At 57.2% G+C, this 26110-nt stretch carries 16 protein-coding genes and 4 pseudogenes; 14 read left to right on the top strand and 6 right to left on the bottom strand.

The annotated features are described in order from the left end of the window. Position 1: 1 nt before the first annotated feature. Genes ATG98_RS20805 through ATG98_RS20795 form a run of 3 tightly spaced genes read right to left on the bottom strand, consistent with a single transcriptional unit; the run spans position 2 to position 2631 of the window. Positions 2-769 (bottom strand): ABC transporter permease, encoded by a 768-nt coding sequence (locus ATG98_RS20805; RefSeq protein WP_098418837.1) that lies wholly within the window; start codon positions 767-769, stop codon positions 2-4. Continuing rightward, a complete protein-coding gene (locus ATG98_RS20800) occupies positions 762-1991 on the bottom strand; it encodes an ATP-binding cassette domain-containing protein (protein WP_098424282.1) in 1230 nt (409 codons plus the stop codon). Before ATG98_RS20800 ends, ATG98_RS20805 begins: the two co-directional genes overlap by 8 nt. After that, on the bottom strand, positions 1978-2631 hold the full coding sequence (locus tag ATG98_RS20795) for an ABC transporter permease (protein WP_098418835.1): 654 nt from the start codon (positions 2629-2631) through the stop codon (positions 1978-1980). The genes ATG98_RS20800 and ATG98_RS20795 overlap by 14 nt, the downstream gene beginning before the upstream one ends. 287 nt (positions 2632-2918) lie before the next feature. Between ATG98_RS20795 and ATG98_RS20790 the strand changes: the two genes are divergently transcribed. The 11 genes and pseudogenes from ATG98_RS20790 to ATG98_RS20740 all read left to right on the top strand — a co-directional run bounded on the left by ATG98_RS20790 (position 2919) and on the right by ATG98_RS20740 (position 22917). Then, entirely contained in the window at positions 2919-3851 is a 933-nt protein-coding gene (locus ATG98_RS20790) for a formate/nitrite transporter family protein (protein WP_098424281.1), read from the top strand. 142 nt (positions 3852-3993) lie between these two features. Next, on the top strand, positions 3994-12588 hold the full coding sequence (locus ATG98_RS20785; protein WP_098424280.1) for a GH36-type glycosyl hydrolase domain-containing protein: 8595 nt from the start codon (positions 3994-3996) through the stop codon (positions 12586-12588). After that, positions 12585-13193 (top strand): annotated as a pseudogene (locus ATG98_RS22645) (protein-L-isoaspartate O-methyltransferase family protein). Before ATG98_RS20785 ends, ATG98_RS22645 begins: the two are co-directional and overlap by 4 nt. 181 nt (positions 13194-13374) lie before the next feature. After that, positions 13375-13506 (top strand): annotated as a pseudogene (locus tag ATG98_RS20770) (murein L,D-transpeptidase catalytic domain-containing protein); the annotation flags it as partial. Positions 13507-13686: 180 nt separating this feature from the next. After that, positions 13687-15054, top strand: a complete 1368-nt coding sequence (locus ATG98_RS20765; RefSeq protein ID WP_098424279.1) for an efflux RND transporter periplasmic adaptor subunit — start codon at positions 13687-13689, stop codon at positions 15052-15054. Continuing rightward, complete coding sequence (locus tag ATG98_RS20760) at positions 15051-18152, top strand: efflux RND transporter permease subunit (protein ID WP_098418829.1); 3102 nt, start codon at positions 15051-15053, stop codon at positions 18150-18152. The genes ATG98_RS20765 and ATG98_RS20760 overlap by 4 nt, the downstream gene beginning before the upstream one ends. 26 nt (positions 18153-18178) lie before the next feature. After that, entirely contained in the window at positions 18179-18799 is a 621-nt protein-coding gene (locus ATG98_RS20755; protein ID WP_098418828.1) for a TetR/AcrR family transcriptional regulator, read from the top strand. Between the two features lie 89 nt (positions 18800-18888). After that, on the top strand, positions 18889-19872 hold the full coding sequence (locus tag ATG98_RS20750) for an HlyD family secretion protein (protein WP_218925907.1): 984 nt from the start codon (positions 18889-18891) through the stop codon (positions 19870-19872). Next, positions 19869-20768, top strand: a pseudogene (locus ATG98_RS23105) (ATP-binding cassette domain-containing protein); the annotation flags it as partial. The gene ATG98_RS20750 and the pseudogene ATG98_RS23105, both read left to right, overlap by 4 nt. An 8-nt stretch (positions 20769-20776) precedes the next feature. After that, positions 20777-21790: an ABC transporter permease gene (locus ATG98_RS23100; protein ID WP_416376587.1), complete on the top strand. Its 1014-nt coding sequence runs from the start codon at positions 20777-20779 to the stop codon at positions 21788-21790. 2 nt (positions 21791-21792) lie between these two features. After that, positions 21793-22917 carry an ABC transporter permease gene (locus ATG98_RS20740; RefSeq protein WP_098418827.1) on the top strand — a complete coding sequence of 375 codons (1125 nt, stop codon included), beginning with the start codon at positions 21793-21795 and terminating at the stop codon, positions 22915-22917. 76 nt (positions 22918-22993) lie between these two features. On the opposite strand, the gene ATG98_RS20735 is transcribed toward ATG98_RS20740, so the two are convergent. From ATG98_RS20735 to ATG98_RS20725, 3 genes are read right to left on the bottom strand one after another with little or no spacing between them, the layout of a single operon-like run. Next, a complete protein-coding gene (locus ATG98_RS20735) occupies positions 22994-23551 on the bottom strand; it encodes a cytochrome c (protein ID WP_098418826.1) in 558 nt (185 codons plus the stop codon). A 36-nt stretch (positions 23552-23587) separates the two neighbouring features. Then, positions 23588-24037, bottom strand: a complete 450-nt coding sequence (locus tag ATG98_RS20730; protein ID WP_098418825.1) for a cytochrome c — start codon at positions 24035-24037, stop codon at positions 23588-23590. Positions 24038-24091: 54 nt separating this feature from the next. After that, entirely contained in the window at positions 24092-24304 is a 213-nt protein-coding gene (locus ATG98_RS20725; protein ID WP_228706230.1) for a lipid A-modifier LpxR family protein, read from the bottom strand. Between the two features lie 292 nt (positions 24305-24596). On the opposite strand from ATG98_RS20725, the pseudogene ATG98_RS23095 reads away from it, so the two are divergent. The 3 genes and pseudogenes from ATG98_RS23095 to tadA form a co-directional block, all read left to right on the top strand. Further along, positions 24597-24883, top strand: a pseudogene (locus tag ATG98_RS23095) (protein-L-isoaspartate O-methyltransferase family protein); the annotation flags it as partial. Then, the gene (locus ATG98_RS22640) at positions 24819-25184 is read left to right on the top strand and encodes a hypothetical protein (RefSeq protein ID WP_143751515.1); all 366 of its coding nucleotides are present in this window, start codon (positions 24819-24821) and stop codon (positions 25182-25184) included. The pseudogene ATG98_RS23095 and the gene ATG98_RS22640, both read left to right, overlap by 65 nt. Positions 25185-25368: 184 nt before the next feature. Further along, entirely contained in the window at positions 25369-25860 is a 492-nt protein-coding gene (tadA, locus tag ATG98_RS20715) for a tRNA adenosine(34) deaminase TadA (RefSeq protein WP_098418823.1), read from the top strand. Positions 25861-26110 lie beyond the last annotated feature (250 nt).

Raw genomic sequence — 26110 nt, 5'->3', positions numbered from 1 at the left:
TCTAAAGTCCTTTTGGGCGCGCGTAGTGTTCGAACACACGACCGATCCAGTCGATGAACAGGGCAAGTAGTGCGACGAGCAGGGCACCTGACACCAGTACGCTGGGTAGGAACAGGTTCACACCGGTGGTAATCAGAAGCCCCAGGCCCCCAGCGCCAATAAATGTCGCAAGTGTTGCCGAGCCCACCACCAATACAAGGGCGGTGCGGATACCGGACAGCATCACTGGTACTGCGAGTGGCAATTCAACGCGCAGCAACACCGAAGTCGCACTCATGCCCATGCCCCGGCCCGCTTCAACCAGCTGGGCGTCCACGCTCTGAATGCCGATCATGGTATTTCTCAGCACGGGCAGTGCGGCGTAGGCAACCAGAGCGACCACAGCCGTCCAGAATGTGAATCCGAGCCAAAACGCAAGCAGCACCACTAATCCGATGATCGGCGCCGCCTGGCCAAAATTGGCGATGGCCAGAATGGTGCCGCTGGCGCGAACGAACGGTCGCCGCGTCAGCAGAATTCCCAGCGGGATAGTGATCGTCAGAACAATAATGATCGAAACAAACGTCAGCGCCAGGTGCTCGCCGGTATAGGCCAGTAAAGCGGAAGGATTAAGAGTGGCCCGTTCCGTTGAAGACAGGTTCGCCGTCGCCAGCCAGATTGCAAAAGCGGCCAGAGCCAGCAGGATTGCAACGAGTTGAATAACCAGGCTGCGCCCGTTTGTGCCGCCCGCGTCGCTGGCGGCCACCTTGTTGCGCGCAGCATCAATCATTTGGCACCTCTGAGACTTCCGGAGAGCCAGTATTGGTGCCAACCGGCGACTCGTCATCGGCCGTTTGCACGTCAGCGCGCAGTTGGTTGATGGACTTCATGACAATATCGAACGTGATCATCCCAACCAGAGCTTTGCTGCGATTGGTAACCAAGGCGGCGCCGAGCCTGGAGGCCAGCATGGCGTCGAGTGCATCGTTCAGCGTGGACCCCTCTGCCACCAGCGGTAGATCGGGGTTTTCCGATTTATCGATGGTGTCTAGGCGCGACAGTTGGCGCCGCGACAGCCAGCTTATAGGGCGTCCCCGGCCGTCAGTGATAACGACATAATCGTGATTGGTCTGCTGCACGCGCGCCAGCACATCCGCGCCTTTCTCACCGGGCGAAGCGGTAACTGGGTCGGCAAGCTGAACGTCTCGCACCCGGGCCAGCGTCAGTTGTTTGAGCCCCGCACCTGCGCCGATGAAATCTGCAACAAAATCATTTGCCGGCTGCGCCAGAATCCGTTCCGGGCTGTCATATTGTACGATCTGCCCGTCTTCGCCAAAGATCACAATCCAGTCACCCAATTTTACTGCTTCATCGAAGTCGTGGGTGACAAAAACGATCGTCTTCTGCACCTCTTCCTGAATCCGGATTAGCTCGTCCTGCAAGCGCTGTCGTGTGATCGGGTCGACGGCTCCAAACGGCTCATCCATCAGCAGCACCGGGGGGTCTGCTGCCAGCGCACGGGCTACGCCAATCCGCTGCTGCTGGCCTCCGGACAGCTCTTTCGGGTAACGATCGCGGTAGAGCGCAGGGTCGAGCGACACCAGATCCAGCAGTTCATCGATCCGCTTGGAAATTGCGCCTTTCGACCAGCCCAGCATCTTGGGGACAATCGCGATGTTCGCGGCCACTGTCATATGTGGAAACAGGCCGCCGGCCTGGATCACGTAACCCATTCGACGTCTGAGTTTGTCGCCGTCCAGATCAGTGACGTCTTCGTCCCCCAGCATAATGCGACCTGACGTTGGCTCAATAAGCCGATTGATCATCTTTAGCGTCGTTGTTTTGCCACACCCGGAGGGACCAACCAGCATCACGATCTTGCCGGCGGGTATTTCCAGCGTAAGGCCGTCAACGGCGGGTTTCAATTGCCCCGGGTAGTGCTTGGTTACCTTGTCGAGCAGGATGGTACGTGAGGCCTGATCGTTGCTCTGTGTAGTGTTAGTTGCTGACACGAATACCTCGCGAGATAGTCAGGCGGCCAATGCCGACAAGAAGAAGATCTAGAATGAAAGCCAATAGGATAACGCCAACCACACCGACCACAACGGCCTCGAGTGAATTTGCTCCACCCAGCCGTGACAGCCCGGAGAAGATAAAACTCCCAAGCCCGGGGCCCAGAACGTAGGCGGCCACGGCAGCAACACCCATCGTCATCTGAGCCGATATTCTGACGCCGGTGAGAATGATTGGCCACGCCAGCGGAAGTTCGATGGTCAGCATCGTGCGGATACGGCCGATACCAATGCCACGTGCCGATTCGACAATGGCTTTGTCAACACCGCTAAGCCCGACGACCGCATTGCGCAAAATTGGCAGTACGGCAAAAAAGGTGACAACCACCATTGACGGTGTCACGCCAAACCCGAGTGGAGCAATAAGAAGGCCTATCAACGCAAAAGAGGGAATGGTTAGCCCCACTGCAGACAGTCCATTTGCCATCGCGCTCAATCTTTGGCTGTTATAAACGAGGAAGGCGAGAATCAATGACAGTGCGACTGCTAACGTCAGGGATTGCACCACGAGTGATAAATGTTGCCAGGACGCGAGCCAGATTTGGTCCGACCGGTCGATTATGAAATTCAAGAGCGCCAACTGATTTCTCCTTGAAGGGTTGGGCACTAAGACTAGCAGGATCTGTGCCAATAAAAAGCATTACCTGGAGAATATTATAGGCAGACTTGCCACGAATTCATTGAAGAAAGTGGATGTGAGTGGCGCTGGAGGACGGTTTCTGGCATTCCGTGCAGCATTTTTCTAATAATCAGAGACGCTTATGTCCAAATACAGGATCTAAACTATCATAGTGACTGAAAGCCATTTTCCAGAGGGTTAAATTTTGCAGCAACACAAGCGCTTTTTGGTGGCCAAAGGACAGTTAAATGAGTGACGGAGAAGCTAATCGGGATACCTCCTCCGAAAAGAAAGCCAAGGACGCCGCGGACGAGCATGCGTCTCGCGCCAAGGCTCAGGATCGCGAATCCCGCGAACAGACACCAACGTCGAGCGAGAAGTCACTGGCTCCGAAAGAGCGTGACTCGGTGGCCGAACATGGCGGTTTGTCGTCGCTGGCTATCTATTCCGTTATCCTGCGCGAGGGCGAAGAGGAGCTGCAACGTCCTAATATCTCGCTTTGGTGGTCCGGCGTGGCAGCTGGGGTGGGGATTTCAACGTCGGTCCTTGTCGAGGGAATTATTCGCGCCAACATAGGCTCAGATCACCCCTACCTGACGTTAATTGAAAGCCTGGGCTACGCGTTCGGGTTTGTGCTGGTCATTCTATGCCGGCTCCAACTGTTCACGGAGAACACCATTACCGTGGTTCTGCCGGTTCTGGCCGACCCCACCCGCAAACAGTTTTATAACGCCGCGCGCCTGTGGGCAATTGTGCTCGCGGCCAACTTGTGTGGCACGTTTTTAACCGCCGCTATGGCCATCCACGGAAGCATCCTTCCCGCTGACACCCTTGCAGCAATCCTTGAGATATCGCGCCACTTGGCAACACTGACGCCGACCGAGACGTTTTTGCGCGGTATTCCCTCGGGCTTTTTCATAGCCGCCATGGTGTGGATGCTGCCGTCTGCGAAAGGGTCCAAGGTACTGGTGATCATCATGTTCACCTGGCTGATCGCGGCCGGTGGTTTTACCCACGTTATTGCTGGTTCGAACGAAATTTTCACTCTGGTGCTCAACGGGGACATGAATATTTTTACCGCCTTTATCTACCATATTGCCCCGGTACTCATCGGCAACATTTTGGGCGGTACAGGTTTGTTTGCGATGCTGGCCTATGGCCAGGTTCATGAAGAAATGTGATAAGTCGCACCAAGAAGGCGCTCGTTGAGTAAGAATCAAGATAGTCCAGGCGGGTTACAACCAGGAGAATCTCATAGGCAAGATAGATATTGGATTTAGCGCACGCACGCCGAACCTTCCGTTCAATGGCCGGGATACGGAGTTGTTACGTGCGGAACTATTCAGTATCGAGCAACTCAAATGCCACGCGGTTACGCTGGCCGCACAGCATGGAATCGATCCGCGTCCGGGGCCCGACAGACTGCTGCCACGACTGGCGGACAACGCGCGCGTGTTGTTGGTGGCTTACGACGTAGTAACCGCCGCCGTCATGCCCGGACATAGAATTGTCCCGTCGGAAGCCTGGCTGCTCGACAATTTCTATCTCATCGAACAGCAGATCAACCTGGCTCGCCGGCACCTTCCTCGTGGCTACAGCCGGCAATTGCCGCGGCTGGCGGTGGGCTCGTCTGCCGGTTTTCCGCGCATCTATGATCTGGCCCTGGAACTGATTTCGCACATGGACGGTCGCGTCGATATCGACAACACCACCCAGTTCGTCGTCGCCTACCAGACCGCTGAACCGCTGCAACTCGGCGAGTTGTGGGCGTTCCCGATTATGTTGCAGTTGGCGCTGCTGGAAAACCTGCGCCGTGTGGCGGTGCGTATAGCGCGTCGACGCGAAGATCTCGATGCCGCCATCACCTGGGCGGATCGCATGCTCACGACAGCTGAAAACGAACCCGGGCGGCTGGTTCATTTGCTGGCCGAGTTTGCCAGTGCGGGTGTGCCGCTGACGGCTCCCTTTGTGGAGGAGTTTTACGCAAGGCTCCAGGTGCAGGGGTCCACGATGGCTTTTGTGCAGGCATGGGTCGAACAAAAGCTGCACGAACAAGGCGTGACTGCAATCCAGTTGTCACAAGCCGCCAGCCGAACAGCCGCAGCCAACCAGGTATCCATCGCCAACAGCATCGGCAGTCTGCGCTTAATCGGTGCAACGGACTGGAAGGATTTCGTCGAGTCACTCAGCGCTGTCGAAAAGAGTTTGCGAGAAGATCCGGCAGACACATACGTTCACCAGGATTTCGCCACCCGCGATCGCTATCGGCATGTTATTGAGGACATCGCGAGAGTTAGCCCCCGCCGAGAGTGGGAAGTGGCACGCGAAGCCATTGCCCTCTCTCATAAGGCTGTGAAACGACTCGGTCCGGACGATCGAAGCGCCCATGTCGGCTACTATCTGATTGATCGGGGTCGTCACTGTCTGGAACAGTCTGTCGGCTGCTGTTTGTCTCGGAAAACGCGGGTCAGACGGGCGTGCCGGCGTCACCGCCTCTTGCTGTATGCCAGTTCGATTCTGCTGCTTACCGCCGTGACGACAGTGCTGGCGCAGTTTCCTTTTGGCGGATGTGTACCGGGGGACTGGCGCTATTGGTTATTCGCTGCCATGGGCTTGATCGGTGGCTCGGCGTTGGCCGTGTCTCTGGTAAACCGAGTGGTAACGATGTTCCTGCCGCCGCGAGCGTTGCCACGTCTGGATTTTTCCAAAGGCATACCAGATAGCGAACGCACTATGGTGGTGGTCCCCACGTTGCTCGACCGAACGCAGGAAATTGATGATCTGCTCGAGGCACTGGAGATCCGTTATCTCGGCAATCGTGATCGCAATTTGTTCTTTGCCCTGCTGACGGATTTCCGTGACGCGTCCACATGCACCTTGCCCGAGGATGAATCGCTGCTTGAATACGCGCGTGTTGCAATCGATACGCTCAACGCGACCTACAACGACGATCGTCCATGCATTTTTTATCTGTTTCATCGGCCTCGAGTGTGGAACGCCGTTGAGCGGGTATGGATGGGGCATGAACGTAAACGCGGCAAACTGGAGCAGTTCAATGCGTTGCTGCGGGGGGAGAGGCAAGCGGCATTTTCGAAAACAATCGGTGATCCATCCATCCTGGGCTCGATCAAGTACGTCATTACTCTGGATACTGACACCCAACTGCCGCGCGACGCCGCACGCAAACTGGTCGGTAATATGGCGCATCCGCTCAATCGGCCGGTCTACGATGCGGGCAAGGGGCGCGTCGTCGAGGGTTACGCGATTCTGCAGCCGCGCGCCTCGATCAGCCTTACCAGTGCTGGCCAGTCACGATTTACCAAACTGTTCGCGGGCGAAGCGGGTATCGATCCCTACACCCGCGAAATATCGGACGTCTATCAGGATATCTTCGCAGAGGGGTCGTTCATCGGTAAAGGTATCTACGATGTGGATGCGTTTCGCCAGGCCGTCGATGGTCGATTTCCGGACAATCTCATTCTAAGTCATGACCTGCTGGAAGGCGGCTATGCGCGTTCAGCATTGGTAACAGATGTTGACCTTATTGAAGAGCATCCGGCCAGTTACGCTCAGGAGACCAGTCGGCGGCATCGTTGGATGCGCGGCGATTGGCAGCTTACCGGTTGGTTGTGGCCTCGGGTACCCGGGCCGGGAATAAAGCGGCAGCCAAACCCGCTATCCGCCTTGTCGAGGTGGAAAATCGTCGACAATCTGCGCCGCAGTCTTGTCTCTCCGGCGCTGCTGATTTTGCTGGCGGGCGGCTGGCTACTGGGGCCGGGACCTGCGTGGTTCTGGTTATTGCTGGCCGCCGGCCTAGTATTTGTGCCGACGCTCTTGGGGATTCTGATTCAATTCATCCGTAAGCCTGAAGAGCTTAGCTGGCGGCAGCATCTGATTCTGGCCAGCCAATCCGCGCTTCGTCCGCTCGCAGTAACCCTGCTTGCCTGGATTATGCTGCCCTACGAAGCGCAGATTTGCCTGGATGCGATCCTGCGCTCGGGTATACGCATGCTGTTTACTCAACGCGGTTTGCTGCTTTGGCAGCTAAGATCCTATGGGATTCGCAATGCGCGCAAAACACTGAGCGGTTTTTTAAGAGAAATGTGGGTCGCGCCGATCTTGTCGGTGCTGCTGGCTATTGCCCTATGGCAAACCCGTTCGGTTGAGTGGATGGTTTGGGCGCCCACCTTGTTGCTGTGGCTGCTGTCGCCCATCGTCGGCTGGTGGATCAGTACGCCACTACTGACGCCAGAGCCGAAGTTGACGATTGAGCAGCGGGTTTTCCTGCGCACGTCGGCCCGCCGCACTTGGCGTTTTTTTGCAGACTTCGTCTCTCCGCTGGACAACTGGCTGCCCCCCGATAACTTTCAGGAATATCCCGAGCCGGCCATTGCCTTCCGTACCTCGCCCACCAATATGGGTATGGCGCTGCTGGCCGATCTGGCAGCGTACGATTTCGGGTACATTCACGCCGGTGAATGCCTGCGCCTGATCGAGAACACGCTGACGGCAATGGAAAGGTTGGAGCGCTACCGTGGCCACTTCTATAACTGGTACGACACCCGCACCCTGCAACCGCTGCGGCCACACTATGTGTCGTCGGTGGACAGCGGTAACCTGGCCGGCAGCCTGCTCACGTTGCAGGCGGGGCTGGCCGAGCTGAAAGGCGCGCCGATACTGGCGGCGAATGCGTTTCACGGGTTACAGGATACCCTGCAGGTCCTTGCAGAACACGCACCGGTGACACTTAGCCAAGAGCTTGCAGACAAGATCAGGCTTCTTCAGGACACCCTGCATGCGCTCACTCTCGATGGACAACTTCAGACACTGGTTGCCGCTGACAGCGCGTTGGATGAGCTTCATCGTATTGAAGGGGGGCTGATTGCCTGGTTGCCGCGCGACACCGATAGTGATGGTGAACTCTATTACTGGGCACGGGCTTTCGACCAACAGTCCCTTGCGTTGCAAGGCGATCTTCGCGGTATGGCTCCGGAACCCGGGCTTTTCGATACCATCCCGACACTGTCGGCCCTGGCCAGGGCCGGGCATTCAGGTTACAAGGGCGCGGTGGAACGCCTCCGACGTATTGATGATCTTGCAGATCGATGCCGCGAACTGGCCATGATGGATTTTGAATTCCTCTACGATGCCGCCCGCAGCTTGTTGACGATTGGCTACGATGTGGGCGAACGACGTCGCGACCCAGCGTGCTACGACCTGCTGGCGTCCGAGGCCCGGCTGGCCAGTTTTCTGCTCATCGCCCAGGGCCAGGTGCCACAGAAACACTGGTTCGCACTTGGGCGTTTGTTGACCATTCATGGCGGCGACGTGAGCTTGATTTCGTGGAGCGGCTCAATGTTTGAGTACCTAATGCCGCAGTTGATCATGCCGAGTTATCAGAACACGTTACTGGATCAGACCTGCAAGTCTGCGGTGTCGCGCCAGATCGAATATGGCCGGCAGCGTGCCGTGCCCTGGGGCATCTCGGAGTCCTGTTATAACGCCACGGATATGCACCAGGTTTATCAGTATCGGGCGTTCGGCGTACCCGGAATGGGTCTCAAACGTGGGCTTGGGGACGATTTGGTCATTGCGCCCTACGCCAGTGCGTTGGCGCTGATGGTGATGCCGCTGGAGGCCTGTCGCAATCTGCAGATATTGGCGGGGAACGGCTTTCTTGGCACCTACGGATTCTACGAAGCGATCGATTACACGCCTTCGCGGGTACCGCGGGGCAAGCAGCATGCCGTCGTGCGTACTTTTATGGCGCATCATCAGGGCATGAGCCTGCTGGCCTTCGAGCATCTATTGCTCGATCAGCCTATGCAGCGCCGTTTTATGTCTGACCCACTGGCGCGGGCGACGCAGTTATTGCTGCAGGAACGGGTGCCGAAGCAGGGTGCCACCTTGCAGCCACATGCTTCGGAAGTCAGTGCTGCCGCTCGCCCTTCCGCAGCGGAAGATGACGCGATAATGCGAGTCTTCACCGATCTGAATACACCTCTGCCTGAAGTCCATCTGTTATCCAACGGCACATACCATGTTATGGCGACCCATGCCGGCGGTGGGTACAGCCGTTGGCATGATCTTGCAGTAACCCGCTGGCGCGAGGACGCCACGGCCGATAACTGGGGCACCTTCATTTACCTGCGCGATCGTGACACGGGGCGTTACTGGTCAACGGCGCATCAGCCTACTCTGCGCAAAGCCGATCATTACGAGGCGATATTTGTCCAGGCGCGTGCTGAATATCGACGCCGTGATGAGGCGATCGACGCCCACACCGAAATCAGCGTATCGCCCGAAGACGACGTCGAGATCCGCCGGGTCACTCTTACCAATCAGTCGTCCAGAATCCGCCACATTGAGCTGACGAGTTACGCTGAGGTTGTGTTGGCGCCTCTGAACGCCGATCTTGCCCATCGGGCTTTCAGTAATTTGTTCGTGCAGACCGAAATTTTGCCAGACCGACAAGCAATCCTCTGCACACGGCGGCCACGCACACCGGGTGAACATACGCCCTGGATGTTCCACCTGTTCGCGGCATCCGGCGCGAATGCCGACGCGCCGTCGTACGAGACCGATCGCAGCCGATTCATCGGGCGGGGCCGAACCGCCGCCAATCCCTTGAAGCTGGATAGCCGTAAAAAATCGTCTCCCGGGAATAGGAGATTGACCATTGACGAGACGCAGCGGTTGTCAAATACGGCTGGTCCGGTGCTTGATCCCATCGTGGCAATCCGCAGTACACTCACGCTGGAGCCGTACGAACCCGCCACTGTACAGTTCATCTCCGGTGTCGCAGACACGCGAGAAGCGGCCCTGGCGCTGCTTGAGAAATACTGCGACAAGCATTTCATCGAACGCGCCTTTGAAATGGCCTGGTGCCAAAGCCAGGAAGTTCTGCATCTTATCAACACGACGGAAGCCGATGCGCAGGTTTATGCCCGGCTGGCCAGTTCGGTGATCTACGCAAATGCGTTACGCCGCTCAACGCCTAGCGTCATTGCTCGTAATCAACTGGGACAGTCCGGACTATGGCGCTTTTCTATCTCGGGTGATCTGCCGATCGTTCTGCTGCGCATCGGAGATCTTAACCGCATTGATTTGGTCAAACAGATGTTGCGAGCCCATGCCTATTGGCGGATGAAGGGCCTGCGTGCGGATCTGGTGATTCTGAATGAAGATTTTTCGGGTTACCGAGCCGTTTTGCACGATCAGATCATAGGCCTGATCAACACTGGCCCGGAGGCGGAGATCGCCCACAAACCGGGCGGAGTCTTTGTACGGCGAGCGGATGAGCTATCCGAAGAGGATCGTGTTCTGTTCATGACGGTCGCACGTGTCGTCATCACGGATACCGCTGAGACCCTGGCTGAGCAGGTTGGGCGCCGTGCGCTGGTGGAGCGTGTGCCGGATCGTCCGTTGCCTTTGGCGCAAACCGTTGTTGAGCCGACAACGGAACGTAAGCATGCTCTGCCAGCTCGCGAGCGCATATTCTGCAATGGCCTGGGCGGATTTACGCCTGACGGGCGTGAATACGTCATTACCCTCGAGCCGGGCCAGACCACGCCGGCGCCTTGGGTCAATGTTATTGCCAGCCCGCACATCGGCACAGTCGTTAGTGAGAGCGGTGGTTCCTATACCTGGGTGGAGAACGCCCACGAATTCCGTCTGACCACCTGGCACAATGATCCGTTGAGCGACAGCAGCGGCGAAGCGCTGTATATCCGGGATGAGGACACCGGTGTGTTCTGGTCGACAACGCCATTGCCCGCGCCAACCATCAACCAGACCGGTTCAGGCTATGTGTGCCGGCACGGGTTTGGCTACAGCGTATTCGAGCACGACGAAGCCGGTATCTACTCGGAACTGTTCACCTACGTTGCCATGGACGCACCGGTGAAGTTCCTCGTCGTCAAACTGCGCAACCATTCCGGCCGACCGCGTCGTGTATCTCTTACCGGATACTGGGAACTGGTGCTCGGTGAGTCGCGCCACGCCAATCTGATGCACATCGTAACCGAGAAAGACCCGCATAGCGGTGCGCTGTTTGCACGCAACGCCTATGGTCGTGAGTGCGCCAATCGAGTCGTCTTCGCCCACGTCAACCATGACGGAGTCGGCGAGCACGTACATACACTGACGGGCAATCGTAGTGAGTTCATCGGTCGCAACGGTTCCCTGGCCAGTCCGGCAGCGCTGCACCGCACGCGCCTGTCGGGCAGGGTCGGTGCGGGGCTGGACCCCTGCGCCGCGCTGCAAACGCAAATTGAGTTGGCCGACGGGCAGGAGCGTGAAGTTGTGTTCGTGTTCGGCGCGGCCAGCAACACGGATGAAGCACAGCACTTCATACAGCGCTTCATTAGGCCGGCAGGTGCCCGGCGAGCTTTGGCGTCGGTCGAGGAATACTGGAACCATACCTTGGGTGCGGTGCAGGTGGAAACACCGGACCCAGCGATGGACGTGCTGGTCAACGGCTGGCTGCTTTACCAGACGCTGTCATGCCGGCTCTGGGGCAGGAGTGGCTATTATCAGTCTGGGGGCGCCTACGGGTTCCGTGATCAGTTGCAGGATACTCTGGCGCTGATCCATGCCACACCTTGGCTTGCCCGTGAGCAGTTGATCCGCTGCGCCGGGCGCCAGTTTATCCAGGGCGATGTACAACACTGGTGGCACCCGCCCAGGGGGCAAGGTGTGCGCACGCATTTTTCCGATGACTATCTTTGGCTGCCTTATGTCGCTTGCCGTTATGTGCTGGCGACCGGCGATACTGGCGTTCTCGACGAGACGGTGCACTTCGTGGAGGGCCGTGAGTTGTATCCGTACGAAGAGGCCTATTACGATCAGCCCCAGCGTTCGGCAGAATCGGCCAGCCTCTACGAGCACTGTGTGCGTGCCATCAGGAACGGGCTGCGTTTCGGTACCCATCAGTTACCGCTGATGGGCTGTGGCGACTGGAACGATGGCATGAACCTGGTCGGCCTGCACGGCAAGGGCGAGAGTGTGTGGCTGGCTTGGTTTCTATACGAGAATCTGCAGCAGTTTGCCCGTCTTGCGAATGAGCAGGGCGACACAGCCTTCGCCGAGTTGTGCAGCACTCAGGCCGCACAGCTCGTGGGACACATCGAGGCCAATGCTTGGGACGGCGACTGGTACCGCCGCGCCTGGTTTGATGATGGTACGCCCCTGGGCTCATCCGAAAACGACGAATGCCAGATTGATTCGATTAGCCAGAGTTGGGCGGTCATATCGGGCGGTGGCGATCCCCAACGTGCTCGTAAGGCGATGGATGCGGTTGACCGACGGTTGGTGCGCCGGGATGCCCAATTGATCCAGCTGCTCGATCCACCCTTCGATAAATCAGCCCTTGAGCCCGGCTATATCAAGGGCTACGTTCCCGGTGTGCGCGAAAACGGCGGCCAGTATACTCATGCCGCGATTTGGGCCACGATGGCATTCGCCAAGCTGGGTGACCGGGAGCGTGCCTGGGAGTTTTTCACCATGCTCAACCCGATCAATCACAGCAGTGAGCCGGATTCCATGCAGCTCTACAAGGTCGAACCCTACGTTATGTGCGCGGATGTCTACGGCGCGCCGCCGCATACGGGCCGAGGCGGTTGGACCTGGTACACCGGGGCGGCGGGCTGGATGTATCGGCTGGCGCTGGAAAGTCTGCTGGGTCTGAAACTGGAAAAGGATCATCTGATCATTGCACCCTGCGTCCCGACCCATTGGGATGCGTACACAATCCATTATCGTTACCGCGAGACCGTCTACCACATCAACGTCAGGTGCGGCGGCGAACATTCCGCGCAGGGCACGATCCCGCTAGTGGACGACCATCAGGAACATTATGTCGAAGTGGAGTTGGGCCAGCCCAGCCCTGATGTGAACACCTTCAGGACGAAACTATGAACAGTCATTACGAACTCTCTCGTTATCTGCAGCAGCGCGGGATACTCAAGTCTCCGCTGCTTGTCGATAGCTTCAATGCTGTTGACCGCAAGGACTTTGTTCGCCCCAACTTGCAGGATGAAGCCTATGAGGATCATCCTCTTGCCATCGGTGCCGGCTAGACGATCTCCCAGCCTTACACCGTCGCTTTTATGCTGGAGCTTCTGGAGATTAAAGAAAGCGACTGTGTTCTGGACATCGGCTGTGGCTCGGGATGGAGCACGGCTCTTCTGGCCCAAACGGCCCGATCGGGTTTTGTGACAAGAATTGAGCACGTTCCCGAACTGCTCGATCTTGCCTGTAGCAACCTCAAAAAATACCATTTTGCCAACGTCAGGTTTCAGATCGCTGGCGATGCTCTTGGCATTCCGGGGCAGACGTTCGATAAAATACTGGTATCCGCCGTCGCAGAAGAGCTCCCTACCGAACTGGTCCGGTAACTCGGTCCCGGCGGCATCATGGTGATCCCCATTCAGAACGATATGGTCGTGATCCGTAAGCGCGAGGACGGCAGCATTCAACAGAATGATTTCTCAGGTTTTCGTTTCGTGCCACTTATTTACTGAGCGCCAAAGTCTGGTCAAGTGCCCTCAGCAGATCGCCACCCTGTAAACTGACGCCATCTTTCTCCTGTGCTCCTGGCAAAACCTTTCCATTATGGTGCCTATGGCTATAATGCGTATGGGTATTAAGTTCCCCGTTACTGCATGATCTTGCTTAACCACAGGCAAAGTACCCAGCAAAAGCTTTATTGAAAAGACCGGTCGCCTCGGCCGCAGCCATGGTTGCCCGGCGGTTCGCCAGAAAGTCACCGGACCATTGATTGACAGCCTGAAAAACAACCAGTATTTGTTTACCTATTATCCGGACTCGGAGTAGTTGGCAAGCTCGGAGTTTCTGCGCTGTAACCCAACGACGGTCAGTTTGCTCTGAACTGATCTGCATTATTAACCCATAGTTGTCTCGACCTTTTGAAACACAAATGAGTCCATTGGTTGCAGAAAAGGTAGTAACTAATTACTATGTTTCTGTCGAATAATTTTCACAAGAGAAAATCCAATGGCTCTGCGGCAGTTCAGTAATAGAAAGGTGTTGGCGTTAGTCGGCCTGGTGGGCGGCATACTACTTGTTGCGCTTCTCATTTTTTTGCGCGAAAGGCCGGCCCACAGTGAAGTAAATTCCCGACCTCTGCACATGACGGTGATTGAAGTGCAGTCAATGCCGTTTGTTCTGACGGCGCGGGGTTTAGGCATTACTCGTCCGGTACAAACCTGGCAGGCTGTGGCAAACGTCGCCGGGCGCGTTGTTCAGCGTCACCCGCAACTCAACAGTGGTACGTTACTGCCGGCAGGCACATTGCTGCTGACGCTGGACCCGGGGCGTTACCAGTTGGCGATTGCAGAGACAGAAGCCGAGCTGGCCTCCCTGGCAGCCGAGCAGGCTCAGCTTGAAGCAGAAGCATCGAACACCCGCCACCTGTTACAGCTGGAAAATGAACGGCTGCAGTTGTCCGAAGGCGAGCTCAACCGCATCGAGAGGCTCCTCGAAACCGGTGCCGTGTCCCGGTCGCGACTTGATGAGCAGCGCCGTACCACCCTGGCGCAGCGCCAGCTTGTACAGTCGCTGGATAACCAGCTCTCGCTGTTGCCGTCGGAGCAGCAGTATCTTGATGCACAGATTCAACGCTCCAGGACGCGCCTGGAGCAGGGTCGCCAGGATCTTGAGGACACCCGTTTTATCGCTCCATACGATCTTCGCGTTCGCACTGTCGACGTGGAAGAGCATCAGTACGCCGCTCTCGGGCAACCTCTGTTTCTTGCCGACCGTATTGAACAGGCTGAAGTTGAAGCGCAGGTGCCACTGACCATGTTACGCAGGCTCATGACAGCCGTGTCGATACCGGTTGATTCGCAGCCAGTCGCACTGGATATCACCGAACGGTTTGATTTTGCGGCTATACGCAGCGAGGTAGAGCTGACAGGTTTCCCGGCTGTGCGCTGGCCGGCAAGCGTTAGCAGGGTGACCAGTGGTCTGGATCCCGGCACACGCAGTGGGCGGGTGGTCGTTACGGTGGATCAGCCCTACAGTCTTGCAAGCGTGCCTGAGCGCCCAGCGTTTCAGCGTGATATGCACGTGCAGGTCAGGTTTGCCGCCGACAGCCCTCAGTCTTTGCTGGCGGTGCCTTCTTCGGCGGTGCATCAGGGCGAGGTTTACCTGCTGGGGGAGGATAGCCTTCTGCAACGGCGCCCGGTGACGGTAGCTTTCGAACAGAACGGCCTGGCGGTGATTGAAGATGGGTTGGTGGCCGGCGAACTGCTGATAACGGATGATCCTGTGCCGGCCGTCACAGGTATGAAAGTTGCGCCACATCGTGACCCGGATTTTGAAGAACACCTGAAACAACTTGCGCTGGGTGCTGAGCAATGATCCGCTGGTTTGCAGGCCATCCGACAGCGGCTAACCTGCTGCTGATACTGCTGTTGGCGGCGGGTTTATTTGCGGCACCAAACTTGAAGCGCGAAACCTTTCCTGATTATCGTCCTGTTGAGGTCAGTATCGATGTCGTCTATCGCGGCGCCAGTGCCGCTGATGTGGAGGATGCGGTCTGTCGCCGTTTGTACGATGCCGTTAAGGGCGTTGATTACCTTGACGAAATAGAGTGTGTTGCGCAGGACAATCTGGCCCGCGCTACGGTCACCATGCAGGCTGCCGGCGACTCCATCCGCTTTCTGAGCGATATCGACACCGAGGTCAACGCGCTTACCGACCTGCCGGCGCGGGCTGAAAGACCAGTGGTGCGGGAGCTGCACCGCAGTGATCTGGTGGCGGCCGTTGCAGTCTATGGCGACATGGCACCGAACCAGCTTGAAAACTACGCGTTGCAACTGGAAGAACGCATCATGGCGCTGCCGGGCGTGGCCCAGGTAACTCTGCAGGGGCTTTCCCAGCGCCAGTGGCAGGTCGAGGTACCGCGGGCTGTGCTGGCCCAGTATGGATTGTCCGCCGGCGATCTGGCGTTGCGGCTCAGACAGCAGAGCATCGATGTGCCGCTGGGTACCCTGGAAACTCCGGATCGCGATATTTTGCTGCGTTTTACCGACCAGCGGCGCAGCCTGCAGGAGCTTGCGGATCTGGTGGTGGTTTCGGGCAGCGGCGGAGGCGAGCTTACCCTCGGCCAGATCGCAACGCTGCGGGAAACCGGCGAGCAACCCGAGGCGCAGATCTATTTCAATAACCAGCGCGCGGTAGTGCTGGAAGTTAGCAAGACGCTTCGTGATGACTCGTTGAATGTGCTGGAGGAGCTGACAGTATTAATAGACGCTGAGCGCCAGAGTGTCGACGGGCCACTGCAGCTGACTCTGACGCAGAATATGACCAGCATCGTCCGCGATCGGTTGGAAATGCTGGTAAGCAACGGCATAGCAGGGCTGGCGGTGCTGATCGTGGTAATGGGCCTGTTCTTTCGCCCGCGTCTCGCGCTTTGGGCCGTGCTCGGCTTACCCGTTGCGTTTATGGGCGCCTTTTTTGTGATGAGCCTGACTGGCCTGTCGTTGAATATGATCACCCTGGTGGCACTGTTGATGGCGATCGGTCTCGTCATGGACGATGTGGTTGTGATAGCCGATAACATCGCCGTCCAGGCCCGGAACGGCGCATCGCCCTTAGACGCCGTAGTAGAGGGCACTCGACAGGTGTTGCCGGGAGTTGTTTCGTCTTTCCTAACAACCGTGTGGGTGTTTGCTCCGCTGGCGTTTCTTGCCGGCGAGTTGGGTGCCGTGCTTGAAGTGTTGCCGGTGGTGTTGATTGCAGCCTTGTTCGCGAGCCTTATAGAAGCACTCTGGATCCTGCCGCATCACCTCAAGGGCAGTGTTCCGTCGTTGCAGGCAGGCACCCAATCCCGTTTTCGCACAGCTTTTGACCGGTATTTTGGCGTGTTTCAGGAAAGCGTTGGCAGGCTCGCAGACAGGGCAGTGAGTTGGCGTTATGCCGTGTTAGGAGGAGTGTTGCTGATATTGCTGGGCACGGCGGGCTTTATGGCAGGTGGCCATGTCAGCACAGAAGCCATGCCCGATCTCGACGGCGATACGTTAGAGGCCCGGCTTCTGCTGCCCCAAGGAACTCCGCTGGCGCGCACAGAGGTGGCCGCGGCGCAGATTGCAGACGCTATGTGGCATCTCAATGATGTTCTTACGCCGGAACAGCCCGATGAGTCCCCCTTGGTCGACGCCATTCAGGTACGCTTCAATTACAACCCCAGTGCACAGGAGTCGGGCGCCCACGTCGCAACGGTAATGGTCGATCTGTTGAGTGCCGAGCGCCGGACCATGACCCTAGATGAGTTGACGGTTGCCTGGCGCAAACAGATAGGTGATATCCCGGGGCTTTCAAGTCTGATTATTCAGGAACCGGGCTTCGGCCCGGCGGGCATACCTATCGAAGTGCGTCTGCAGGGGGAGGATCTGGACGAACTGAAAGCGGCGGCGCTTGATGCGAGCGATCATCTTATGGGTTATGAGGCGGTATATAACATCATCGACGATCTGCGCCCCGGTAAACCGCAGCGAACCTTCACACTGGCAGACGGCGCCCTGGCATCCGGATTAACGGCGGAAATGGTCGCATCCCAGTTGCGTGCGGCCTTTCTTGGGGAGATTGCTGATACGCAGCGCATAGACCAGCGCGATGTGGACATCCTGGTGCGCCAGGCTGAACGCGACAGGTCCAGCCTGGACGATCTTGCCGACCAGACCATTCTGCTGCCCGATGGGCGTCAGATGCCGTTGGACGTTGTGGCAGACATGCACGACCGGCGCGACTGGGCCATGATCACCCGCGTTGGCGGCCAGCGCACCGTCACGGTTCAGGCTAATGTGGATGCGCGGCAGGCCAGCGCGCAAGCCATTGTTAACGATATGAAAGCCAGTTGGGTGGTGGGGTTTGAGCAGCGCCACCCGGCTGTCGAGGTCAGCTTTGAAGGCCAGGTGGCCCGCTCGGCAGAAACCGGCGGCTCGATCGCGCGCGGGCTGGTGATTGGTCTGTTGGGGATATTTGTGATCCTGTCCTTCCAGTTTCGTAGTTATGCGGAGCCGTTAATCGTCATGCTGGCAATTCCATTGGCCTTTGTCGGCGCGCTTTGGGGGCATGTTCTGCTGGGCTGGTACATTTCCATGCCATCAATGATCGGTGCCGCGTCTCTGGCGGGCATTGTGGTGAACGATTCCATCCTGCTGGTTCAGTTCATCAAGGAAAATCGCAGCAAGGGCATGAGCGCAGTCGTAGCTGCAGGGCAGGCCAGTCGCGACAGGCTTCGCGCCATCCTCATTACCTCTACCACGACTATCGCCGGATTGTTGCCCCTGCTGGCAGAAACCAGCGTGCAGTCAGCGGCCATCAAGCCTCTGGTGATTTCCGTCGTGTTCGGCTTGTTGGCCACGACCGTGCTGGTGCTGGTGATGATTCCGGCGGTATACGTATTGTTTGATGACTGGGGCTGGACTCGAGAGGAGCCTGCCAAGGCCGAATAGTTTTTAACGTTTAGAGAGAGGGCGTAATGGATAAGACCAGACAAAAGAACCTTCCGGCTGAGGAGCGTCGCAACGTCACCGTTGAGGCGGTGATTGACCTCGCTGCTTCGACGAACCCGGGCGATATAACAACGGCGGCCATCGCCAAACACATGAAGCTGACCCAGGGAGCACTCTTCCGGCATTTCCCGAATAAAGAAGCGATATGGCAGGCGGTCATGAAATGGGTTTCCGAGCGTCTGATGTCTCGGATCGAGAAAGCTGCAGAAGGGGTTGAATCACCCCTTGAAGCCATGGAGGCCATGTTCCTGGCTCATATCGCTTTTGTGTCTGAGCATCCGGGGGCTCCCCGTATGCTGTTCGGTGAGCTTCAGGGGGCCAAATCGACGCCGGCGAAGCGCCTGGTACACGCGCTGCTGAAACAGTACGCGGAGCGCCTGGATGTGCTTTTTGAGACGGCAAAATCGCGCGATGAACTTCCCTCCGAGCTTGATAATCAGGCTGCTGCCACGTTGTTTATCGGCACCATCCAGGGGTTGATCATGCAGTCACTGATCGCTGGCGACATGGAGCAGATGCGTCTTGATGCTCCGCGTGTGTTTGCCATTTACCGGCGCGGAATTATCTGCGCAGATCTGGAAAAATGAGGTGAATAGTTATGTCGCGCAAAATTTCCACTGTTCTTGTTCTGGCCGTTCTGGTGGCATTCCTGGGCTACGCCATCTAGAAGGTGCTGTTGGCGCCGGATAACACGCCACCTGACGGTTTCGCCCGTGGTAATGGTCGGATTGAAGCCGACCTGGTTGACGTTTCGACGCGTCTGGCAGCCCGGGTTTCGGACATCGCCGTACGTGAAGGTGATCTGGTGCGGCCTGGCGACGTGCTGGCAGTGATGGATACGACCGAACTGGTAGCGCAACAAAGACGGGCACAGGCTGCTGTGGCAAGCGCAGAGGCAGCTGTAGCTGTGGCGAACGTTGGTGTTACTCAGGCCAAAGCCAAACTTGCCTTGTCGGAGAGTAATCTGGCCCGTGCGGAAACCTTGAGCAAACGGGGCGTCGTAACCCGCGAGGAATTGGATATTCGGCGGATGGAAGCCAAAGTCGCCGAGTCCGTTCTGGTCGCAGGGCATGCCGAAGTGGTTGCGAAACAGCGGGTTGTTGATGCGGAAGAAGCCGCTTTGCAGGAAATTGAGGCTCGCATTGCCGACAGCACGCTTTATGCAACGCAAGCGGGGCGCGTGCTCTATCGTCTTGCCCAACCCGGTGAAGTCCTGGGCAGCGGTGGCAAGGTGCTGACGCTGGTCAGCCTTGGTGACGTTTATATGGAGTTTTTCTTGCCTGCCAATGCCGCACCAAAAGTGCAGTTGGGTGATGAAGCGCGGATTGTGGCGGATATCATGCCCGATATGGCGATACCGGCGGTTGTCAGTTTCGTTGCGCCCCAGGCCCAGTTCACACCAAAACAGGTTGAGACTCTGGAGGAGCGCGAGAGCCTCATGTTCCGCATTCGTGTGCGCATTCCCCCGGAGATGGTTGCAGCAAGACTCGCACAGGTAAAAACCGGAGTGCGCGGCGTTGCCTGGGTTCGGCTGTCTGGTTCGGACGGAACCTTGCCTGACTGGCCAGAGGGGCTGACGCCACCGGTAGCTAAAGTTCTGCCTGGGCCAGCCGGGCCCTCTACGTCAGCCGATGAGGTATCTGAGGAATCTGAAAAATGAATGCCGCCGACAGTTTGACAACATTGGTTGCACGCGTTGCTAATGTGAGTCATCGCTACGGCAAGGTCTGTGCGCTCAATGACGTCACTCTGGACCTGCCCGACGGGCACATGGTTGGCTCGATCGGACCGGACGGCGATATGTCGAAAAAATGCCACCAGGCCGATGCAGGGAGTCGAATTGCCTTCATGCCCCAAGGGCTGGGGCGCAATCTTTATCACGATCTTACCTTGCAGGAGAATCTCGATTTCTTCGGCAAGCTGTTTGGACTGAACAAATCTGAGCGCAAGGCGCGAATTGTCCAGCTGACCCAGGCAACGGGTCTGGACTCATTCATGAATCGGCCAGCGGGCAAGCTATCGGGTGGGATGAAACAGAAGTTGGGGCTTTGCGCTGCGCTGATTCACGATCCGGATTTCCTGTTGCTGGACGAACCGACAACCGGTGTGGATCCGCTGTCACGAAGTCAGTTCTGGGATCTGATCGATACCATCCGCGCCGATCGGCCACAGATGAGTGTTCTCGTCTCTACTGCCTATATGGAAGAGGCCGCACGTTTTGGGCATCTTGTCGCCATGAACAACGGACGCGTCCTGGCCTCCGGTAACCCCAATGAATTACTTGCTCAGACAGCAATCAGCACAGTGGAAGCCGCGTATGTAGCATTACTGGGTTGTGAATCTGAATCGATCCCTGCGCATCAGCATGCTTCACGTGCTCCGGTTTTAGCGGGCGGGGAGAATGAGCGCCCGGCCATCAGGGCGCACAACCTGACCAAGCGATTCGGCGATTTCACCGCCGTGGACTCCGTCAGTTTCGAGATTGCCCGCGGTGAGATTTTCGGTTTTCTGGGGTCGAATGGCTGCGGCAAAACCACCACCATGAAAATGCTGACTCGCAGGAAGTGCGCAACATTCCCTTTGCCGCTTTCGATCAGGACCGGAGTCCCGAAAGCCGTGCCTATATTTCGGGGTTTGAGGAGTCGGAATGGTTTCTGAGGCGATCAGCCATCAGCAATATCGAAGAACTCGAACAACGGCTCAAAAGCGGCGAACTGGCGCTTGCTATCCAGATACCGCCTGAATTTGGAAGATCGGTGCGAGGGGCTGAGATAACCGAGATTGCTGCGCTGATCGACGGCGCAGATACCAACCGGGCCGGCACCGTGGAAAGCTATGTTATGAACGCTCATGCCCATGTCGTGGGTGTTGACGCGAAATCGGCATTGGCGCTGACCGATTTGACGATACCCCGATCACCGGATGCGGCTCCGCCGGCGACCTTGATCCCACGCTTTCACTACAACCCGGCTATGGAAAGCCTGCCGGCGATTGGCCCGTCAATTCCGCCGCTGCTGCTGCTGCTGTTCCCGGCGATCCTGATGGCGGTCAGTGTGGCCCGCGAAAAAGAGATAGGAACAATCACCAATTTTTACGTAACGCCCACCAGCCGTGCCGAATTCCTGATTGGTAAACAGTTGGTCTATATTGTTATCACGCTTTTGAATTTTGTGATCCTGACGGCGCTGCTGGTAACGGTTCTTGGAGTTCCGCTGAAGGGCGCACCTCTCACGCTGGTTTTTGGAGCGTTGTTATACGCCGTCGCCGCAACGGGGTACGGCCTGTTGGTATCCATGATTGCCAAAACCCAGGTAACGGCTGTTTTTGCGGCGGCCATTTTGTCAGTCATGCCAACCCTGCAGTTTTCCGGAATGATTACCCCGGTTTCCTCGCTGGAGGGTGCGGCACAGGTGGTCGGCACTTTTTGGCCAACAACCTGGTACATGGGAGTCAGCGTTGGCACCTTTACTAAGGGGCTGGGATTTTCGGATCTGTCTGGTCATCTCTTGCGTCTCGCCGCTTTTGGCCCTGTTCTGACAGGATTGGCCGTGCTGGCGCTGCGTAAGCAGGAGAAGTAAGTATGAAGCGTCTCGCCAATATTTTCTGGCTCGCGGGTAAGGAATTGAAAAGTGTTCTTGGCGACCCGGTGATGGTTATCCTGATCCTGTGGTCGTTTGTGGTAGCCGTTATTCTGGAGGCCAGCGGAGCGGGTGATACGGTCTACAATGCGGCGATCGCCATTGTCGATGAAGATCATTCGTCGCTTACTCGGCAAGTGAGGGATGCTTTGGAGCCACCCTGGTTTCAGCCGCCCATTGTGATTTCATCGGATCAGGTGGCAGCCGAGATGGACGCCGGGCGAATCATGTTTGTCCTCAGCTTCCCGCCGGGATTTGAGGCCGACGTGATCGCCGGCCTGATGCCTGCAGCCCAGCTTGAGGTAGACGCAACGGCCGTCTCGCAGGCGGAGCTCGGCACCGATTACATTACCAATATTCTGATATCCGAAAGCCGGGAATTCCTGTCGGGCAGTCCTGAGGCCCCGGAACCCTCGGTACAGCTTGAGTTGCGCCGGGCATTTAACCCCAACGGCAATCCAGTGTGGTTTAAAGCAGTCTCGTCGTTGCTCAATCAGTTATCGCTGCTCACCATCGCGCTGACAGGTGCGGCGATGCTGCGTGAGCGCGAGCAGGGCACCATCGAGCATCTGATGGTCATGCCGCTCACGCCGTTCGAAATCGCACTTTCCAAGGTACTGGCCAACGTTGTGGTGGTATTGGGGGCGTTCACCTTGTCGCTTGTTTTTGTCGTCCAGCAGATTCTGAAAGTGCCTGTGGCCGGGTCTGTGCCGCTGTTGCTGGCGGGCACGACCGTGTATCTTGCCGCCGCCGCTGCCATCGGAATGTTCCTGGGCACAATGGCGCGCAGCATGGCCCAGTTCGCTCTGCTGGTGATCATGGTGATTATCCCGATCATTATGCTTTCTGGCGGTATGGGCGCGATCGAAAGCCAGCCTGATATTGTCCAGCGCCTGACGCTGGCGCTGCCTTCGCGACACTTTCTCGCGTTTGCCAAGGCCGTGGTGTTCCGTGGCGCAGGTCCGGATACCGTATGGTTCGAGTTGTCGATGATGGCGGGGCTGGGAATCGCCTTCTTCGGAGCCAGCCTGGCGCTGTTTCGCAGGTCCATGAGCCTTTCCAGCTAGTTGGAAGGTGACCAGTCGTAGTCTTTGTGCATACCGATGCGCGGCTCAAAACAACCGCGCTCGGCGTTCAAGGAAACTATTCAGTGGCGTGACCCCACGCTTGAGGAACCGACTGCTCCTTCAATCCGTCAAATCGATCTGTCACATACTGACTGTGGCAAGCCACGCAGGATTCGGTCATGCGGTTGAAGGTTTCGGCCTGGGCCTGAGTATTCTGCTGTTTCCCCGCCTCAGCCAGTGCTGCTGCTAGCTGGTGGAAGTGCGTATCCATCTTCAGGAACTCCTCGGGCACCGCCGTCTTTAGATCCTGGCGATCTTGCTTGGTCAGAGACTGCGCGAGGATGAAGCTGTCGTGGATGGCCTGCCCTTTCTGCTCCACCTCGTGGTGCCTGCCCTGGATGATGGCGCTGTAGGTCGCCTTCATCGCCGTCTCTATCTCGATCATCTCCTTTGCCAGCAGTCCACGCAGCTTCTCAGTCAGATCGGGCCCCACCGGCTCCGCAGCAACAACGGCTCCGTTCAGTGCCAGGCTCCCCAGGAGGGCAGCCGCTGCGACGGTTCGAAATCGTCGTCCACGACTACGTAATGAGGCGCTCATCATGGTGTAGCTGCTCGCTATCACACGTTTACTCATACTTGTACTCCTTGCTCTACGGTTGCGTTGTTTTCTTCAGCGTCGCCCATAAAAATGCTTAATGAACGGCTCACGGAAATTCTGGTGACACCCCAGACAGCTTAGCTGCACCTCGGAAAATGCACTAATAACATCTTGGCCGTCGCCGCGCATTGCAGCTTCCTCCATCGCAGTTGCCGCATCGTGCACCTCACCATCGAATCCACGAAACTTACCGGCATCGCTACCAATCCAGCTTAGGATGCGCAACTTTTCCGCTATTGGTGGCTCGGCATGACGAGCAATTTTGGGTGCAAGTTCGGCCACAGTACCCCAGTCTTCCGTGGCAATTGCACCTGTAACCGTTTGCATATCACGTCCGAGTTGCTGCATTACACCCTGCAAAGCCAAGGGTTCGGCAGGCTCAGCGCGCAGAGTTGCAGCAGTGACGAGTAATACCATAGCTATGGCAATGGCGGGGGCTGAAAGGCATTTTGATCTGCTCATTTGTGTTCCTTTATCGTTGGATGGGGGGTTGCTGATCAAAGGCTGTTACGTCATTTAAATTTCAAAACTCAATGCGACCGAACCAAAGGCATGACCACTGAGTTGCTCGTCAAACTCGCGGGTTCGCCAGACCCGCATCAGTGCCAGCCGGACGCCATGCCCAGAAACAAGCCACTGGCTGCTGATGCCGACTGCCGCCTGGGCGACCCATGGTCGCCGGCTGACACGGTGACTGCGCGGCTGGGGGCTGGGCAAAACATTGTGCACGCTAGCGCCAAGCCGGCGACAATGCGTGCAGCACTATCGAGACCTCCGGCGTTCTTGGGCATAGCGATACTCCTCACAGACATGTGCCACATCGCCCGCCATACCCCAGAAATTTGGAGAGTAATCAGACGCTCGCCGTAGCGCTGAGTCAGGGTATGCACAACCCGCTTGGCAAGCGGCGAGCTGAATCACAGACTCGACGGTAATGGGCCGACGTGCCTCGGCGGGAAGTTCTTTAGGCGATTGGCTACGATAACTCTCCATATAAGATAGTAATCAATTGCTATCTTATATGGAGAGTCTAAAACGTGCAATGAAATATCTCAATGAGGCCTATGAGGATCATCCCCTTGCCATCGGGGCAGGGCAAACGATTTCCCAGCCCTACACTGTCGCTTTATGCTGGAGTTGCTGGAGCTTAAAGAGGACGACCGTATTCTGGATATCGGTTGCGGTTCGGACTGGAGTACGGCGCTACTGGCTCAAACGGCCAAGTCGGGTTTTGTGACAGGGGTTGAGCTCGTTCCGGAGCTTCTGGACCTGGCCCGTAGCAACCTCGAAAAATATCACTTTGCCAACATCAAGCTGCAGGATAGCTGGCGAGGCTCTCGGTATTCCAGGGCAGACGTTCGACAAAATCCTGGTATCTGCCGCCGCAGAAGAACTTCCTTCCGAACTGACCCAACAGCTGAATCCCGGCGGTATCATGGTGATTCCCATCCAGAACAACATGGTTGTGATTTTAAGCGCGAGGATGGCAGCATTGAGCAGAGCGATTTCCCTGGCTTTCGTTTCGTGCCTCTTATTTCCTGAGTGCCGTCATCGCCTTCTCCCGTGTGGTGTTGGTAAAGCCTTTCCATTACGAAACCTGTGGTTATAATACTATCCTATATAAAACGGGTTTTCTGGATGCCTACGAACTTCCTGCCCCCATGGTTCTTCGTAGATTTTTTTGCAGTCAGCTTTTGCTGGGCACTTTGCCTGAGCTGTAACCGCAACGAGGGTCAACTCGCCTTGAACTGAGTTAAAAGCACCCGCATGCACCTGTCAGCAGAGCCGTCGCTATGCCTGAGTTAGATAAAGACGACAATTACTGGATGGCCCGAGCTCTTGCGCTGGCGGCGCAGGCCGCCGCCCTGGGCGAGGTGCCGGTAGGGGCGGTCGTGGTGGTTGACGGCCAGGAAGTGGGTGCGGGTTTTAACAAGCCAATCAGCAGCTGCGACCCTACCGCCCACGCTGAAATCTGCGCCTTGCGCCAGGCCGCGGCCTACCTGAAAAATTATCGGTTAAGCGGCGCCACGCTTTACGTTACACTGGAACCTTGCACCATGTGCGTGGGCGCAATTGTTCACAGCCGCATCAGCCGAGTGGTGTATGGCGCTACCGAACCCAAAGCCGGCGCGGTGGAATCGGCCCGGCGTACCTTTGACGAACCTCACCTTAACTGGCGTGTTGAAACCCGTGGCGGTTTGTTGGCAGAGCCTTGCAGCCGTATTATCAGTGACTTTTTCAGCCGTCGGCGCGAACTCAGGCGCCAGTCAGCCAAAACGGAGTAAATGGACGTCAACTACCCCGCCCTAAAGGACGGGGCTTGTAGAGAACACCCTACACGCCAGGTTGACCAGGGAAAGCGGCAATCAACCCGCTACGTTTATCACAGGTCGCTAAGACCCACCGCCGAATGCTTCCTCAGTTCGGCGCTCTGGAAGACTGGGATCACGCTGGCGAAAGGCAAAGCGCCGAAGGTTTCAGTTGCCGCGCAAGCGGGAGCCGGTGATAGACATTCCCGAGGGGAGAGAGGCTTCG

Origin of the sequence: Marinobacter sp. LV10R520-4 (genome assembly GCF_002563815.1) — a bacterium.
Classification (GTDB): Bacteria; Pseudomonadota; Gammaproteobacteria; order Pseudomonadales; family Oleiphilaceae; genus Marinobacter.
The sequence above is the reverse complement of the archived record's forward strand: the minus strand, read 5'-3'. Positions and strand labels throughout refer to the sequence as shown.